At 26.8% G+C, this 17,947-nt stretch carries 12 protein-coding genes; 9 read left to right on the top strand and 3 right to left on the bottom strand.

Annotated features, from left to right (window positions below; genetic code table 11):
• Positions 1-177: 177 nt before the first annotated feature.
• The 5 genes from hcp (at position 178) to argS (ending at position 7,076) form a co-directional block, all read left to right on the top strand.
• Positions 178-1,485, top strand: coding sequence for a hydroxylamine reductase (gene hcp, locus MBBAR_RS06950; RefSeq protein WP_249025042.1), 1,308 nt, complete (start codon positions 178-180; stop codon positions 1,483-1,485).
• A gap of 156 nt (positions 1,486-1,641) precedes the next feature.
• Entirely contained in the window at positions 1,642-1,971 is a 330-nt protein-coding gene (locus MBBAR_RS06945; protein ID WP_080460579.1) for a cupin domain-containing protein, read from the top strand.
• A 438-nt stretch (positions 1,972-2,409) separates the two neighbouring features.
• The gene (gene ilvD, locus MBBAR_RS06940; RefSeq protein WP_080460578.1) at positions 2,410-4,065 is read left to right on the top strand and encodes a dihydroxy-acid dehydratase; all 1,656 of its coding nucleotides are present in this window, start codon (positions 2,410-2,412) and stop codon (positions 4,063-4,065) included.
• A 291-nt stretch (positions 4,066-4,356) separates the two neighbouring features.
• On the top strand, positions 4,357-4,779 hold the full coding sequence (locus MBBAR_RS06935) for a signal peptidase I (protein ID WP_080460577.1): 423 nt from the start codon (positions 4,357-4,359) through the stop codon (positions 4,777-4,779).
• Positions 4,780-5,270: 491 nt separating this feature from the next.
• The gene (gene argS / locus MBBAR_RS06930) at positions 5,271-7,076 is read left to right on the top strand and encodes an arginine--tRNA ligase (RefSeq protein WP_080460576.1); all 1,806 of its coding nucleotides are present in this window, start codon (positions 5,271-5,273) and stop codon (positions 7,074-7,076) included.
• A gap of 196 nt (positions 7,077-7,272) precedes the next feature.
• Here argS and argF read toward each other — a convergent pair whose 3' ends face one another.
• On the bottom strand, positions 7,273-8,175 hold the full coding sequence (gene argF / locus MBBAR_RS06925; RefSeq protein WP_080460575.1) for an ornithine carbamoyltransferase: 903 nt from the start codon (positions 8,173-8,175) through the stop codon (positions 7,273-7,275).
• 296 nt (positions 8,176-8,471) lie between these two features.
• Positions 8,472-9,785 (bottom strand): phosphoribosylamine--glycine ligase, encoded by a 1,314-nt coding sequence (gene purD / locus MBBAR_RS06920; RefSeq protein ID WP_080460574.1) that lies wholly within the window; start codon positions 9,783-9,785, stop codon positions 8,472-8,474.
• 966 nt (positions 9,786-10,751) lie between these two features.
• Between purD and MBBAR_RS06915 the strand changes: the two genes are divergently transcribed.
• The 3 genes from MBBAR_RS06915 to surE all read left to right on the top strand — a co-directional run bounded on the left by MBBAR_RS06915 (position 10,752) and on the right by surE (position 13,996).
• On the top strand, positions 10,752-12,536 hold the full coding sequence (locus MBBAR_RS06915) for an acetolactate synthase large subunit (protein WP_080460573.1): 1,785 nt from the start codon (positions 10,752-10,754) through the stop codon (positions 12,534-12,536).
• Positions 12,537-13,055, top strand: coding sequence for an acetolactate synthase small subunit (gene ilvN / locus MBBAR_RS06910; protein ID WP_080460572.1), 519 nt, complete (start codon positions 12,537-12,539; stop codon positions 13,053-13,055).
• A gap of 164 nt (positions 13,056-13,219) precedes the next feature.
• The gene (gene surE / locus MBBAR_RS06905; RefSeq protein ID WP_080460571.1) at positions 13,220-13,996 is read left to right on the top strand and encodes a 5'/3'-nucleotidase SurE; all 777 of its coding nucleotides are present in this window, start codon (positions 13,220-13,222) and stop codon (positions 13,994-13,996) included.
• Positions 13,997-14,169: 173 nt separating this feature from the next.
• Here surE and MBBAR_RS06900 read toward each other — a convergent pair whose 3' ends face one another.
• Complete coding sequence (locus MBBAR_RS06900) at positions 14,170-15,567, bottom strand: MATE family efflux transporter (protein ID WP_080460570.1); 1,398 nt, start codon at positions 15,565-15,567, stop codon at positions 14,170-14,172.
• Between the two features lie 748 nt (positions 15,568-16,315).
• On the opposite strand from MBBAR_RS06900, the gene ilvC reads away from it, so the two are divergent.
• Positions 16,316-17,362: a ketol-acid reductoisomerase gene (ilvC, locus tag MBBAR_RS06895; RefSeq protein WP_080460569.1), complete on the top strand. Its 1,047-nt coding sequence runs from the start codon at positions 16,316-16,318 to the stop codon at positions 17,360-17,362.
• Positions 17,363-17,947: the final 585 nt, after the last annotated feature.

Here is a 17,947-nt window from a genome sequence, read left to right as displayed (position 1 = left end):
ATATAAAATATCTAATTTATTAGGTTAAAAATGCTATTTTTTATAAAAAATTAAATTATACTCAATTTCAGAAATTTAAACACTAATTTACATGAATCCCAGCTTAATAAGCTAGAAAAATTAAAAATTAAATTGTGAAATTGAAGCAAAAGCTTAAATTTTTAAGGAGGAAAAATTATGGCATATAAACCACTTGACATGTTTTGTTACCAATGTTCTCAAACAGCCAAAGGAACTGGTTGTGATGTAAGAGGAGTTTGTGGAAAAGTTCCAACAGTAGCTAGGCTACAAGACAATCTTATTTTTTCCATAAAAGGAATCAGTGCATATAATTATCAAGCAAATGAATTAGGATATAAAGATGAGAGTATTGATGAATTTTTAACTAAAGGAATGTATAGTACTCTTACCAATGTAAACTTTGATGTTGAAGATTTAATTAAATTAGGTCTTGATGCTGGTGAAGCTAATATAAAAGTAATGAGGTTGCTTAAAAAAGCTCATATTGAAACTTATGGAGAACCAGAACCACAAGTTGTTGAAGTTGGATCTAAAAAAGGACCTGGTATTTTAGTCACTGGACATGACATGAAAGCTATTGAGGAACTTTTAAAACAGACTGAAGGAACTGGAATCAATGTTTATACTCATAGTGAAATGCTTCCAGCACATGGATATCCAGAACTTAAAAAATATGAACATTTAGCTGGTCAACTTGGAGGACCATGGTTTGATCAAAAGAAAACCTTTTCAAAGTATAATGTAGCTATTTTAGCTACTTCTAATTGTGTTTTACTACCAAAAGATGATTATAGTGATCGTATTTTCACTAGTGGTGTAGCTAAATTACCTGGAATTATGCAAATTGAAAACTATGACTTTACTCCAATTATTAATAAAGCTCTTGAACTTGGAGATCTTGAAGAAGAAGAAAATAAACCAACTGTAACTACTGGATTTGGTGTATCAACTATTCTTTCATTAGCTGATAAAATTAAGGAACTTGTTGAAGCTGGAAAAATTAGAAGATTCTTCTTAGTAGGAGGATGTGACAGCCCGCTTCCACAAGCTAGATACTACAGAGAGTTTGTAGAAAAACTACCAGAAGATACTGTAGTATTAACTCTTGCATGTGGTAAATATAGGTTTAATGACTTAGATCTTGGTGATATTGAAGGTGTTCCACGTATTATAGACGTTGGACAATGTAATGATGCTATTGTAGCTGTTGATGTAGCTCTTGCGCTATCTGACTTGTTTGGCTTAGAATTAAATGATCTTCCTTTAACAATTGTCTTAAGTTGGATGGAACAAAAGGCAGTAGCTATATTCTGGAGTTTACTATACTTAAATAAAAAAGACATGCTTTTAGGTCCAATTTTACCTGCATGGGTAAATGATGATATAGCTGATTTCTTAGTTAACAATTACAATTTAACACCAATTGGAGATCCAGAAGAAGATATTAAAAGAATATTAGGTTAATTAAGTAGTTTAATGATATTTATATTCAATGTATAAATATATTCAATGTATAAATTTAGTTAGAATTAAATATCATATAAACAATAACTCATAAACAATAATTCTTAATATTATAAACTAATAATTCTTATATTTTTTATATTTTTGAGGTGTTAAATTATGGAAGACATAAAAAGTAAGCCGGTTAAGATAGATAGCTTAGCAGAATATCAAGATGAATCTGTTGTAAGTCGTGAAATTATCAAAAAAGAAGTTGGGACTGTAACAATTTTTGCTTTTGATAAAGGACAAGGATTAAGTGAGCATAGTGCTCCTTTTGATGCAATGGTTCAAATTGTAGATGGTGTCGCTGAGATAACAATTTCTGGAAATAAAAACATTGTTAAAAAAGGTGAACTTATTATAATGCCTGCAAATGAACCTCATGCTTTATTTGCAAATGAACCATTTAAAATGGTTTTAACGATGATAAAATCAGAAAAATAATTTTTTTATTAGTTTTTTATTAACATTATATTTAATTTTTTAGCTATATTTTTATTATTTTTATAATTATTCTACTTATTTCATACTTATAATCATTTATATTTATTATTAGTATAATTGTTTTTATCATTGTTTTTTTAATTATTCACTCTTTTTTAGTTGTTTATATTTTTTTTAAATATTTATACTTCTTTTATTTTATAGTTCTTTTAGTTATTCTTTTAGCTATTTATATTTGTTTTAGTTATTTTTATATTCATTTTATTTATTCTATTAAAAAATATTTATAATATTAAAAAATCTATTTATCATAAAAATTATATATAATACATATTAAATCTCATATTAAATTTTATATTAAATTTTATATTAAATTTCATTATAATAAATTTTATAAAAAATTTAAAAATTTTAATAATTTATATTCAATGTGGTTAGATGAAAAGCGATAGTATAAAAAAAGGAATTGAAAGAGCCCCACATAGATCTCTTCTTCGAGCTTGTGGCCTTAAAGATGATGATTTTGAAAAACCATTTATTGGAATAGCCAATAGTTTCACTGATATTGTTCCAGGTCATATTCACTTAAAAGAATTAGTTGAAGAAGTAAAAAAGGGAATTATTGATGCTGGTGGTGTTCCTTTTGAATTTAATACAATGGCTATTTGTGATGGAATAGCTATGAATCATGAAGGAATGAAATATTCTCTTCCTTCTCGTGAAATAGTAGCTAATACTGTTGAAAGTGTAGCTATGGGCCATAGTCTTGATGGGCTTGTTCTTATTCCAAGTTGTGATAAAGTTGTCCCTGGAATGTTAATGGCTGCTTTAAGATTAAATATTCCTTCTATTGTTGTTACAGGGGGACCTATGGTTCCAGGAGAATTTAAAGGAGAAAATGCAGACTTAATCACTGTTTATGAAGCTGTTGGAGAAGTATCTAATGGTGAAATGAGTGAAGATGAACTTTATGAACTTGAGTGTAGTGCCTGTCCTGGTGCTGGTTCTTGTTCAGGACTATTCACTGCAAATACTATGGCTTGTGTAACTGAAACTCTAGGTATGAGTCTACCTATGTGTGCTACAACTCTTGCAGTTGATGAAAATAAGTTAAAAATAGCTAAAAATTCTGGTAATCGTATTGTTGGGATGATAAATGAAAATTTAACTCCTTCTAAGATTGTTACGCAGAAATCTTTTGAAAATGCCTTAGCTATTGATATGGCTTTAGGTGGATCAAGTAATACTGCTTTACATATTCCTGCAATAGCCAGTGAATTTGAAGATAGAGGTATTCAAGTTGATCTTGAATTATTTGATAAAGTAAGTAAGCTTGTTCCCCATATTGCTTCTATGAGTCCTGCTGGTAAAGATACAATGTTAGATCTTCATGAAGCAGGAGGAATTCCTAGTGTTTTAAAAACTATTGAAAGCAAAATATATACTGATTCAATTACTTGTAATGGTAAAACTATAAAAGAAAATATTGAAAATATTGAAGTTAAAAATACTGATGTAATAAGGCCAATTGAAAATCCTGTTCATGATGAAGGAGGAATAGCTATTTTAAAGGGTAATTTAGCTCCTAATGGTTCAGTTATAAAACAAGCTGCTGTTGAAGATGATATGATGTATCATAAAGGTCCTGCAAAGGTTTTCAATAGTGAAGAAGAATCAGTTGAAGCAATTTTCAATGGGAAGATTGTTGAGGGGGATATTGTTGTTATACGTTGTGAAGGTCCTAAAGGTGGTCCTGGAATGAGAGAAATGCTTAATCCAACTTCTGCTATAATGGGCCTTGGAATAAAGAATGTTGCTCTTATTACTGATGGTAGGTTTTCAGGAGGAACTCGTGGACCTTGTGTAGGTCATGTTTCTCCAGAAGCTATGGGTGATGGACCTATTGGTGGATTAATCGATGGAGATATAATCGAAATAGATATTAAAAATAGGAAGATTAATGTAGATTTATCAGATGATGAAATTAAAGAAAGAATAGCCAATTCAAACCTTCCAAAAAGAAAAATTAAAGGTTGGTTAAATATATATCAAAAATCTGTTAGCTCTGCTGATAAAGGTGCTATTTTAAGATAGAATTACAATATTAATTAATTTATTGATTATTTATTATTAATATGAATTATCGATATAAATTATTAATATAAATTATAAATTATAAAATATGAATTATAAATATGAATTATTAATTCAAACTTTTTATTTATAATTTATTTTTGTTCTTTATTTTATTTTAGTTCTTATTTTCTTTTTTATATATTTTTCATATTATAACTGAAATTAGTAAATTGTTTATATAACATGAAGTCAATATTTATTGTTAGTATAAAAAATTTCATTTTATTAAATTAAAATTATGGTGCTTTAATGTCAACAAAAAAAGAGATAGCTGTTTATGCATTAATAATTATTGTTGGTTTATTAATTGCTCAACATATGAATGTAGTTGTTTCGGGGAGTATGGAGCCTGTTTTTTTCAGAGGAGACATTGTGGTAGTTGAAAAAGCTGATTTCATTGGATTACATGAATTTGACCCAAACAATGCAGAAGTGGGGGATATAGTTGTATATAATGCTAAATGGTTCCCAAATCCAGTTATTCATAGAATTATAAATGAAACATATGTTAATGGCAGCAAATATTATGTAATAAAAGGAGATAATAATAATGTTCCAGACCCTTACCTCGTCTCGCCATCTCAGATAACTGAACGAGTAGTAAAGATTGGAGAACAGCCGTTTATAATTCCTAAAATTGGCTATATAACGATATGGCTTAAAGGTCTATGATTTAGTTAAATTTTAGCTAATAATTAGTATTAAGCAATAGTTTAAGTTATGTAATTATTTAGTTGTTTTATTATTAGAATTATAACTCAATTATTTATTATTTTAATTATTATTTTATAATTAATTATTAATCTAATGAATATTAAATTTTCTAATTATTAAATTCTAGTATTATTAAATTTTAGGATTATTATAATTTTTAATGATTATTATAATAATTGTCTAAATAGTTTTTAACTATATGGGCCTGGTTAAGATTATTTAATTAAATAGTCTTTTTATTTAAGATATTTCTTATTAAATACTTCTTTAAATATTTTTTTTATTTAAGATATCCTTATTTAATAGATATTCTTACTAATTTTCATCATAACATTAATTTAATATTAATTATATACATTATTATTATATATTTTATTATCATATACTTTATTATCATATACTTTATTATTTTACACTCTATTTTTATTATTATTTTACACGGTGAAGATATGTACTTTGAAATTAAAAATAATGCATTAAACTCTTTAAAGAATGCTCTTAAAAAATTAAATTATCAAATTCCAGAAGATATTAAGCTTGAATTTCCACCAAACCCAAAAATGGGAGATTTAGCTACTACTATATCATTTCAATTAGCTAAAGATTTAAAAATGTCTCCAATGGATATTACTTCTAATATTATGGAAAATATTGAAATTTTAGATATTTTTGAAAAAGTAGAAGCTAAAGGCCCTTATATAAACTTTTTTATTAATTATGAAACATTCTCAAGAAGGCTACTTGAAACTGTTGGAGGTGATTATGGAAAGCTTCCATCTACCGATAAAAAGATTGTTTTGGAACATACTTCAGCAAATCCTAATGGTCCTCTTCACATAGGTCATATTAGAAATGCTATTATCGGTGATTCTTTAAAAAGACTTCTTAAAACAGCAGGATATGATGTTGATACTCAATACTATGTTAATGATATGGGCCGTCAAATAGCTATGATTGTTTTTGGAATGGAAAAATTAAGTTTAAGTATTGATGAAGAACTTTCTAAAAAATATAACGATACTTTAAATGATGAAAAATCAATGAATAGCTTAAATAATGATTTAGATAACTTGAATACTAAATTAGATAATAAAATCGATCACCAAATTGGTCAGCTTTATTTTAAAGTCAATGAATATATTAATGCTAATGAAGATAAGAAAATAGAGGTTGATAATCTTATTAAAGCTTATGAAGGAGGACTGAATAAAGATCTCGATAAAATCTTTGAAAAAACTGTAAATGACTGTCTACTTGGAGTGAAACAAACTTTAAATAGTTTAAACATTGTTCATGATGATTTTATCTGGGAAGGTCGATTTGTTAGAAATGGGGATGTTGATAAAGTTGTCAATGGATTAATAGCTAGCGGCCATACAAAAGAAAATGAAGTTTTATGTTTAAACCTTGAAGATTTTGGAATAGAAAAAGAACTTGTTCTTAGAAGGTCTGATGGAACATCACTCTATTCAACTAGGGATCTTGCATATCATAAATGGAAATCAGAACATGGAGATACAGTTCTTGATATTTTAGGTTCTGATCATAAGTTAGCTATTAAACAAGTTAGTATAGCTTTAAATTTGCTTAATGAAAAAGCCCCTGAAGTTATATTTTATGAGTTTATAACTCTTCCAGAGGGGTCAATGTCTACAAGAAGAGGAGTATTTATTTCTGTGGATGAATTGGTGAATGAAGCAATGAGTAGAGCAAAGATTGAAGTGGAATCACGGCGTACAGATATTGATGAAAATGAAATCAATAAAATTTCTAAAGAAATAGGTATTGGGGCTATAAGGTATTTTATTTCAAAATTATCTCCAGAAAAACATATTATTTTTAAATGGGATGAAGCTCTCAGCTTTGAAAGAGGCTGTGCTTCAATTCAATATGCTCATGCACGTGCCTGTAAATTACTTGAAAAGTGTGGACATTTCAATGTAAAAGAAGAGCGATTAAATATTGATTTTGATGAAATTGAGGATAATTGGGTTCCAAATGAAATTGAAATGGATTTAATTAGGTCAATAGCTAAGTTTCCAATTGTAATTGAGGAATCAGCTAATATTATGAGGGTACATCCAATTGCTCAATATGTTCAAGAACTTGCTAGTGCTTTTAATAAGTTTTATAAATCAGAACAAGTTATTGGTTGTGAAATTGAGTCAGCTAGGCTTTTATTAGTTGATAAAGCTAGAATAACAATTAAAAATAGTTTAAATTTGTTAGGTATAGCTGCTCCAATTAAAATGTAACCAATATATTATTTTTTATTTATTTCATATATTTATTAAAAAATATTTAAAAAACAAAATTTTCATTAGGAGAGCTATAAACTAGAAGAACTATAGTCTATATTATGATAAAAAATTATCTATACCATGATGACATTCTAAATAATAATAAAATTAATTAAAAATTAATAGAAGTTTATATAAACATATTTTTATTCTATTTTAAAAAATAGTAAAGTACAGCTTTTTGAGCATGTAGTCTGTTTTCTGCTTGGTCAATTACTGCTGATTGTGGTCCATCGATGACTTCACCACTTACTTCTTCTCCTCTAATAGCAGGTAAACAATGCATAAATATTGCATCTTGGTTAGCTAATTCCATAAGTTTTTGGTTAACTTGGTATTTTTTCAAAGCCTTCTTTCTTTTTCCTTGTTCTTTCTCATCCCCCATGCTAACCCAAACATCAGTATATACTACACTTGCATTTTTTACAGCGACTTCAACATCATTTGTAATTACAACATAAGAATTATTTTCTTTAGCTATCTTATTAGCTTTTTTAATAATGTCTTTATCAGGTTCATATCCTTCTGGAGAAGCTACGGCTATATTCATACCAATACATGCACATATAAGAAGTAAAGAGTTACAAACATTATTTCCATCACCAACATATGTAAATTTACCATTAAAATTTTTAAAATATTCTTTAACAGTTAACATATCTGCAAGTGCCTGGCAGGGATGTTCAAGATTTGTAAGACCACTTATTATTGGAACATCAGATTCTTTTGAGAATTCCACGACGTCCTCATGTTCAAGAGCTCTTATCATAATTCCATGTACATATCTACTTAAAACTTTAGCTGTATCTGCTATTGGTTCTCCTCTACCCATTTGAATATCGTTATTGGATAGAAAGATAGCATTACCTCCTAATTCGTTCATTCCAACTTCAAAAGAAACTCTGGTTCTTGTAGAGGATTTTTGGAATATCATTGCTAGTGTTTTATCTTCAAGAGGCTTTTCATTAATTTTTCCCTCTTTAAATTTTGTAGCTAATTCTAGTATTTCAGGAATTTCATATTTTATGTCACAAATTGATAAGAGACTTCTCATTTTATCCACCTAAGGATTAAATTGTATAATGTTTGTATATATATTATCTTTGTTTATAATATTATAGATTTTAAGTTATTTTATAAATTATCTTATATGTTTCTCTTAATATTTAATTATAGTAGTTATATTAGTTAATTCTAGTAATATATTATTTAATTATAGTAATATTGTAGTTAATATATGGTGATAAAATACTTAATCATAGTAATAATTAGCTAATTATAATAGTATATTATCTAATTATTGTAATATAATAATTAATTATAGTAATAATTTATAACTATTAACTATTTTTATTCACGAATTTCTTTCATATGATCTATTCTTTGTTGTATTAACTCTTCTGTTCCAATGTCTTTTCTGTGATATAAGTTTCCTTTCACATATTCACAAGCTTTTTCAGCTATTGATTCACTTTCATCGATTGAATCAGCTATTCCAACAATTCCAAGAGCTCTTGATGATGAAGTGTATATTTTACCATCTTCTTTTTGATTAACGGCTGCATAAAATACTTTTGCACCGATAGATTCAATCTTTTCTTCATCTACAACTATTTCTTCGTTGGCATATTTAGTTTCTGGATAACCATCTGGAACTATATACTTACAAACAGAAGATAAAGGTTCAAATTCAACATTTTGAAGGTTTCCATCAACTATAGATTTACAAACTTCAATCATTGGAGTTTTCATCAATGGAAGAACATTCATGGCTTCTGGATCTCCAAATCTTGCATTATATTCAATCAATCGAGGTCCATTTGATGTAAGCATAAATTGTCCATAAAGAATACCTTTATAAGGACTTGCTTCTTTTGCTATTGCACGGATTGTTTTTTCCATTATTTTGACTGCTTTATCATAATCTTCTTCTTTTAAAAATGGAAGTAATCCATCTTTATTAGAATATGATCCCATTCCTCCAGTTATAGGTCCTTTTCCACCTTCAAATGCATATGGATGATCTTGTGCTGCTGGCATTGGTGCTAAGTTTTCTCCATCTGAAAATGCTTGAATCGTAAATTCTTCTCCAACAAGCCTTTCTTCAATAATAACTTGAGGAAAACCTCCCATTTTATTATCCATAACTTTTTTAGCATATTTTTTTGCTTCTTGGTTATCTTTTAAATGCTCACCAACAATTTTTACTCCTTTTCCACCAGTTAAACCAACTGGCTTTATAACAGCATCTTTATCAAAGTTATTAAGGAAATTTTCTATATCTTCAAAATTATCAAATACTTTATAAATTAGTGATCCTTCAATATCGTATTTTTCAAAAAGGTTTCTCATAAAAGATTTATCTGTTTCAATCTTAGCTGCTTCTATATTAGGTCCAACACACTTAATTCCATTTTTTTCTAATTCATCTACAATGCCTTTTCCAAGAGGAGCTTCTGGTCCTATAACTGCAATATCAATTTTGTTATCAGTTGCATATTTAGTTACAGATTGGATATCTCCCTCATCACCTTGTTTGAATTTAGCTATTTTAACTATTCCTGGATTTTTATTAGACATATATGAATATAATTCACAATCATCTTTCAATGATTCACAAATAGCATTTTCTCTTGCACCAGTACCAACAACTAAGACCTTCATTTAAATCACTATTATTCCTTATAAATCAATCTTTTTTTATTCTAAATTTTATTATTATAATCTTAATAATCATATTAATAATAAATGTTATTATAATATTGTAACTATATTTACTTGATAATAATTATATTTAGCATATTGTTTTTATATATTATTCTTTTATTAATGAATATTCTAGATCTTTTTCTAGATTTTTGTGTTTATTTATATAAATTATACTATTTTTTACTTTTTCATTTTCAGCATTTTATTTAATTTTTTTATTTATTATTTATTATTTATTATTTTTTATATTTTTCATTTTCAGCATTTTATTTTGTTTTATTTTATTTTTTATCTGCTTAATTTTGTTTTAATAGATATTTTTTTAGTATAATGAATTTTAAATCCTTATAGGTTGTTATTGGATATAGGAGTAGTGATGTATTGTTATAAGTTTATCTATTATAGATTTATAACAATATATTATATATTATTATTTTTCTATTGTATACTTTAAAACTAATAGTAATTTTACAAATGATAGTAATAATATGACTCAAATGTAATAATACAACTCAAAAATAATAAAAATAATAATATAACTAATAAATTTAAAAATATAAATACTAAATTATACTAATAATTAAAATATATTTTAATAAATTAATAATCTTAAATTAATAATCTAAATATATTATATCTAAATATATTATTAAAATACATATTAAAGTACATTATTAAAATATATATTAATAAAATATAATAATTCTTAATATATGATACTTAATAACTTTAAATAACTTTAAATAACTTTAATAACTTTAATAACTTTAATAACTTTAATAACTTTAATAACTTTAAATAAGTTTTAATAACTTTTAATAAACAATTTTTAATAAATAGTTTTTAATATGCAATATTTTATAGATAATTCTTAATAGAAATATTTTAATTAGATAGTATGTTAATATATATGGTGTTGAAATGAAAGGTGGAGAAGCTATAATAAAAGCTCTTATTGAACAAGGTGCAGATACAGTCTTCGGATATCCAGGAGGTCAAGTACTTCCTTTATATGACATGATTTATAACTCTGATTTAAATCATGTATTGGTGAGACATGAGCAGTCTGCATCTCATGCTGCAGATGGATTTGCAAGGGCTAGTGGAAAAGTAGGGGTTTGTATAGCTACTTCTGGCCCGGGGGCTACTAATCTTGTAACTGGAATTGCAACGGCTTATATGGACTCATCTCCTGTTGTTGCAATTACTGGACAAGTTCCAACTCATTTAATTGGTAATGATGCATTTCAAGAGGTTGATATGCTTGGGATAGCTATGCCTATAACAAAACATGCATTTCAACCTAAAAATAGTACTAATATTCCTGCTATTATTAATTCAAGCTTTGAAATAGCTAAAAGTGGCCGTCCTGGTCCTGTTGTTATAGATGTTCCTAAAAATGTCCAAGAACAAGATTTAGATGATGATATTGCTAATTTAGATAGTTTTTCAAAATTAAGTTTTAATACACCAGGTTATAATCCTACTATTAAAGGAAACCCACGACAAGTTAAAAAAGCTTCTAAAATAATTGCTAAATCTTCTAAGCCAATAATATTAGCTGGTGGAGGAGTAATAATTTCTGGAGCTTCAAAAGAATTAAAAGAATTTTCAGAACTTATTCAAGCTCCTGTTACCACAACTCTCTTGGGTAAAGGTTCTTTTCCAGAAGATAACGACGCATATCTTGGAATGCTAGGAATGCATGGAAGAAAAGTAGCTAACTTGTCTCTTGATGAAAGTGATTGTCTAATCGCTATTGGATGTAGATTTTCAGATAGAACTACTGGAAATATAGCGGATTTTGCAAGAAATTCAGAAGTTATTCATATTGATATTGACCCTGCTGAAATTGGAAAAAATGTTGAAGTTGACGTCCCTATTGTTGGAGATGCTAAAAATATATTAAATAGCTTAATAAATAATATAAAATCTTTAAACATTAATAAAATTAATGAAAATTCAGCTGAATGGTATAATGATACATTAATGTTTAAAAAAAGTTGTATTCCTCGAGTTACTTATAATGAAACACCTCTTAAACCACAACAAGTTATAAAAGAGATAAGTAATGCTTTAGATGATGATTCAATTATAACAACCGATGTTGGGCAACATCAAATGTGGGCAGCTCACTTTTTTAATACAATGAAACCTAGAAAGTTTATTAGTTCTGGTGGCCTTGGAACTATGGGATTCGGTTTCCCTTCAGCTATTGGAGCTAAGGTAGCTATGCCTGAAAATGATGTTTTAGCTGTTACTGGAGATGGAGGATTTTTAATGGTTTGCCAAGATTTAGCTACTGTTAAAGACTATGATATTCCTCTTATTATATGTTTATTCAATAATAGAAAGCTGGGAATGGTTTATCAATGGCAAAATCTCTTTTATGAAAATAGACTTTCTCACACTGATCTTGGTCAAACTCCTGACTTTTTAAAACTTTCTGAGTCCTTTGGAGTAAATGCAGAAAGGATTACTAAAGTAGGAGAAACTGAAAAAGCTATAAAAGCAGCAAAAAAAGACGGAGAAGCTATATTGTTGGATATTGTAATTGATAAAGATGAAGAATTACCTATGGTTCCTCCAGGTTGTGGAATCACGGATATCATTGGAGAATATAAGATTGAAAATGACATTACTGGTATTAGTGGTGGCCTTAGTGATACAAATGATGTTATAGCTAATAAAAAGGATGGTGATTAGATGGATTCTAACAGAAAACAAAACAATGAATTAAAAAGCCATGTAATCAGTACATTAGTAGAAAACAAGCCTGGTGTTCTACAAAAAGTTTCAAGTCTTTTTACAAGAAGAGGATTTAATATTGAAAGTATTACTGTTGGGGAATCTGAGACTAAAGGATTAGCTGCTATGGTTATAATTTCTAAAGGTGATGAGAAAGTCCTTGAACAGATTACAAAACAATTAAATAAGTTGATAGACGTTGTAAAAGTAGTTGATTTGGATCCTAATAATTCTGTAAAAAGAGAATTAGCTCTTATAAAAGTTAAAACTAATAATGAACAATCAAGATCTGAAATTATACAACATGCTAATATTTTCAGAGGAAAAATTATTGATATGGGACCATCAACTCTAACAATTGAAATAACTGGAGATCCTAATAAAATTAATGCTTTAATTTCTCTATTGATAAATTTTGGAATTAAAAAAATTGTTAGAACTGGGCCAACAGCTATTGCTCGTGAAACTATTTTATAAGTTAAGTTTTTTCTAGTTTCTATTTTTTGTTTTAAGTTCCATTTTTTTTTATTTTGAACTTAAACTATAATATATTTTAAACTTATAATAAATATACTAAAGTATTGAAATACTAAATTATTAAAATACTAAATTATTTTAATAATAAACTACAACATATTATCATGAAGATTTTAATTAGTAATGATGATGGAATTAACTCCTCGGGAATTTTAGCTGCTAAAGAAGCGGTTGATGAATTAGGGCATGTTACAGTTGTGGCACCATCTTCTCAACAGAGTGGAATAGGTAGGGCTTTAACTCTTTTTGAACCTTTAAGAATAAGTGGAGTACAATTAAAAGATGGAAGTCGTGGATTTTCAGTTTCTGGAACTCCAACTGACGCTGTTACTTTAGGGATCTTTGAATTAATGGAAGAACAGCCTACTTTAGCTATATCTGGTATTAACACAGGGGAAAATATTGGAAAAGGTGAACTTACAACATCTGGAACTATGGGTGCAGCTATGGAAGCTGCTTCGTATGGTATACCTACAATAGCTGCTTCTCTTCAAGTTTCTAGGGGAGATATTAAGTTTGAAGATGGACATGTTGATATTGATTACTCTTTTGCAAAAGAAATTTTAAATAAAGTTGCTAAAAATGTTATAGATAAAGGGTTGCCTGAAGGTGTTGATTTATTAAATCTTAATATTCCTTCAAATCCTAAAAGTGATGAAATAGCTATTACTTCTTTAGGAAATAGGATGTATAATCCTCACATTGAGATGCGTTTTGATCCTCGTGGAAAACCATATTATTGGATTGATGGTACTCCATTTAATGGTGATGTTGAAGGAACTGATGGATATGCTCTTAAAACTCTTAAAACACCTACTTTAACACCACTTTCCATGGATTTTACTTCTAATTTAAATTCTTTATCTAATTGGTTTGATTAAACCAATTAGTTTTAATAATCGTTTTATTTTTATTTTTAATAATAGTTCTATTATTTTTAGTATTGTTTTTATTTTTAATAACTATTTTATTGTTTTTATTCTTAATATTCGCTTTATTATTTTTTATTCTTAATAATCGCTTTATTATTTTTATTTAGTATTATTTCTATTTTTCAATCAATATAAACTTTTTTTATCTCTCTAAGATAAATTTTAGTGTATATATAGCTAACTAAATAACCTACTAATCCTCCTAATGAAAGACCCCACCAAATACCTGCAGTTCCCATATTTAATACAAATGCAAATATATACATGAAAATAATTTCAAAAACCAATGCTCTTTGAATTGTAAGAGTTAAGGATATAAATGCTTTTCCAAGTCCTTGAAATGTAGATGATGATAGTATTCCTAATGGAAGTGCTATACAAAATATAGATAATATTCTTAAAAAGTCACTAATTGCAGGTATTAAATTTGTTTCAGAATAACTAAATATCATGGCAATTTGTGGGGCAAATACAAATATTATAATACTACTGATTATTGAAATAGATAATCCGAACTTTACAGAGTAATTATAAGTAGTTATTAGTTTTTTAAATTTTCTAGCGCCATATGCTGCACCTACCACAGTTAATGTAGCAGTTCCAAGTCCCATATGAGGAATCATTGCTAAATTGACTATTCTCCATCCTGCAGTATATACAGCAACACCTAATGGTCCTGCAATAAATGATAGCATAAAATTTATTACTAATGAAACTATTGAGAATATAATTATTTCTGATGTTGCAGGAATTGCTATAAATACTATTTCTTTAATAATTCCCATGTCAAAATTAAACCTTTCTTTTGATAGATTTAAATAAGTATCTCTTTTTATAATTAACCAATAGAATATTACAAATGAGGATATAAACGATGATAATAATGTGGCATAAGCTGCACCAGCTAATCCTAAATTGAGGATATAAATGAAAATTGGGTCTATTATTATATTTAATACAGCTGTTAAAATCATAACCTTCATGGCCCTATTTACATCTCCTTCTGATCTAAGAATACTAGCTCCAACTGATGAAAATAATAAAACAATTAGTCCTGCTAATATTACCCTAGCATATTCTGCTGTGAGATTAGCTACAGATGCAGCACCCATTAGAAGAAGAATATCATTTAAAAAGAATATGAGTATTATAGGTGCAATAATAGATATTATTAATGTTATTAAAAGACCATGAATAGCTGTATTATCTGCTTTTTTCTTATCTTTGGCACCAATAGATCTAGCAATTAGTGAATTAGCGCCTGCTCCAATACCATTTCCAAGCCCGATTATTATTAAAAATATTGGCATGAAAAATCCTAACGCTGCTAAAGATTCTGTTCCAAGCCCAGCTACCCAAATAGTATCAGCTAAGTTATATGCGAATGTAACAAGCATTGATACCATTATTGGCCAGGATAATTTTCTTATAGCTCTTTTAGGATCTCCTGTGATTATTGATATATTATTTTTATTATTTTTATTATTATTTTCTTCTGTTTTTTCAATTTCATTACTCATTAATTTCACTTTTGGTTTTAATTCTTCATAATTTGTTTAATAGACTATTTTTAACTACTAATAATTGATTTATTAAGATTATGATTAGATAGTTATCATTAAATAAATTTAAAATAGAATTTTAAATTCTATATTAGTCATAAAAACATTTTATAAAATAATTATAAAACTATTATAAACCATTATAAAGTTATTATAAAATCATTATAAGCTTATTATAAAATATTATAAGGCTATTTAATATTATAGAAATATTAAGTCTATTTAATATATAATTTAAAAATACTAGATTTATTCAATCTAAAAGCATTAGATTTATTTTTAAATTACATGGAATTAATAACTTTCTTTAAAACTATACATAATAAAAATCTATTTAATACAATTATTTTAGCTAATATTACTTATCTAATATTATTTAATATAATACGATGATATTTAGTATAATTATTTATTATAGTAATGTACTATATATCAAGAAAAATATATTAAGAAAAATTGAAAAATAATCATTTATATCTATTATTATATTTGATAACTCATCATTTATATAGTTAAATTATAACATGGTTAATTATATATGATAAAAAAATTATAATTATGACTTGATAAATTCTATAAAATAGTTTAATAATATTAAAATTATTTACTATTTTAATTCAATTTAATCTAATTCAATTTAATTCAGTTTAATTTATTTTAATTTAATTAATACTGGTTTAATTTATTATTATTAGGAGAATTTTAAATGAAAATGTATTATGACAAAGATGTAGATGTTAAAGCTTTAGCTAATAAGACTGTAGCTGTTATCGGTTATGGTAGTCAAGGAATGGGTCAATCACAAAATATGTCAGACAGTGGATTAAAAGTCATTGTTGGATTACGTGAAGGAGGAGCATCATGGCAAAAAGCTAAAGACGATGGTATGAATGTTAAAACTATTGAAGACGCTGCTAAAGAGGCAGATGTTATTCATATATTACTTCCTGATGAAATTCAAGCTGATGTTTATGAAAAATCAATAGCTCCTTATGTAAAACCAGGCAATACTATTTCTTTCTCTCATGGGTATAATATCCATTTTAAATACATAAAAGTACCTGAAGATGTAAATATTACTATGATAGCTCCAAAAGGTCCAGGTTCTATGGTTAGAAGAACTTATCTTGAAGGATTTGGAATTCCAGGTCTTGTAGCTATTGAACAAGATGCTACTGGAGATGCTCTTGATGTTGCTTTAGCTATGGGTAAAGCCTGTGGACTTTCTAAAGCTGGAATCCTTGAAACTACATTTAGAGAAGAAACTGAAACTGATTTATTTGGTGAACAGGCTATTCTATGTGGTGGTGTCACAGAACTTATAAATGCAGGTTTTACAACTCTTGTTGAAGCAGGATATCAACCTGAAATAGCTTATTTTGAAACTTGTCATGAATTAAAGCTTATTGTAGATCTTATTTATGAAAAAGGTTTTGCTGGAATGTGGAATGATGTTAGTAATACTGCTGAATTTGGTGGTTTAAGTAGAAGAGATAGAATTATTAACGATGATGCTAAAAAGGAAATGAAAAAGATTCTTTCAGAAATCCAAAAAGGTAAGTTTACTAAAGAATGGGCTCTTGAATCCACAGCTAAAATGCCAATGCTTAATAGAATGAGAGAGCTTGAAAGTGAAGAAAAAATTGAAAAAGTAGGATCTAAACTTAGAAAAGCTTGTGGATTAGAAAAAAAAGCTAAAGAAAAAGAAGAAAAAGTCGTTGTTGTTAATTTTGACAAAACTAAGAAGAAATAATTTTATTATATTTAGTTATTAAGTCTTCATACTTTTTTATTTTAATATTTTTTTTACATATTTATTATATTTTAATTTTTTAATCATTTTTTATTTATCTTATTTAATTACTTTATCTATCTCATTTAATTACTTTTTCTATCTTATTTAACTATTCTATTTAAGTATTCTATTTAACTATTCTATTTAATTATTTGGCATGTTTTATTTTCTATATTTATTTTCTATAATCATTTTATTTAATTTTTTAACTATGATAAAATTTTAACAATAATAAAATTAATTTTTAAGAAAGAAAACTTCAATTTAGGACTGTATTTCTAGGATTGTTAAATAAGACATGTTTTGCAGAGGAGATAATTGAAGAAATCTTTCTCAAGGTGTTTATTTGTTTATTTTTTGGGTATCTAATACATAAACTTGTATTGGATATTCACTAATATTTTCTTAATACTATATAAATATTTGTTATTACTAAATTTTTTTGTTCTTTAAATAATTGATATTATTATAATATTTTTTAAATCTTAATTACTTCTGTTTTAATTATTTCTATTTCAATATTCTCATATTCCTCTTTTGTTT

Source organism: Methanobrevibacter arboriphilus JCM 13429 = DSM 1125 (assembly GCF_002072215.1).
GTDB classification, from domain to species: Archaea; Methanobacteriota; Methanobacteria; order Methanobacteriales; family Methanobacteriaceae; genus Methanobinarius; species Methanobinarius arboriphilicus.
The sequence above is the reverse complement of the archived record's forward strand: the minus strand, read 5'-3'. Positions and strand labels throughout refer to the sequence as shown.

Excerpts from the sequence above, each read along its gene's own strand:
- hcp (WP_249025042.1), top strand. The coding sequence starts at position 178 with ATGGCATATAAACCACTTGACATGTTTTGTTACCAATGTTCTCAAACA.
- ilvD (WP_080460578.1), top strand. The coding sequence starts at position 2,410 with ATGAAAAGCGATAGTATAAAAAAAGGAATTGAAAGAGCCCCACATAGA.
- MBBAR_RS06935 (WP_080460577.1), top strand. The coding sequence starts at position 4,357 with ATGTCAACAAAAAAAGAGATAGCTGTTTATGCATTAATAATTATTGTT.
- argS (WP_080460576.1), top strand. The coding sequence starts at position 5,271 with ATGTACTTTGAAATTAAAAATAATGCATTAAACTCTTTAAAGAATGCT.
- argF (WP_080460575.1), bottom strand. The coding sequence starts at position 8,175 with ATGAGAAGTCTCTTATCAATTTGTGACATAAAATATGAAATTCCTGAA.
- purD (WP_080460574.1), bottom strand. The coding sequence starts at position 9,785 with ATGAAGGTCTTAGTTGTTGGTACTGGTGCAAGAGAAAATGCTATTTGT.
- MBBAR_RS06915 (WP_080460573.1), top strand. The coding sequence starts at position 10,752 with ATGAAAGGTGGAGAAGCTATAATAAAAGCTCTTATTGAACAAGGTGCA.
- ilvN (WP_080460572.1), top strand. The coding sequence starts at position 12,537 with ATGGATTCTAACAGAAAACAAAACAATGAATTAAAAAGCCATGTAATC.
- surE (WP_080460571.1), top strand. The coding sequence starts at position 13,220 with ATGAAGATTTTAATTAGTAATGATGATGGAATTAACTCCTCGGGAATT.
- MBBAR_RS06900 (WP_080460570.1), bottom strand. The coding sequence starts at position 15,567 with ATGAGTAATGAAATTGAAAAAACAGAAGAAAATAATAATAAAAATAAT.
- ilvC (WP_080460569.1), top strand. The coding sequence starts at position 16,316 with ATGAAAATGTATTATGACAAAGATGTAGATGTTAAAGCTTTAGCTAAT.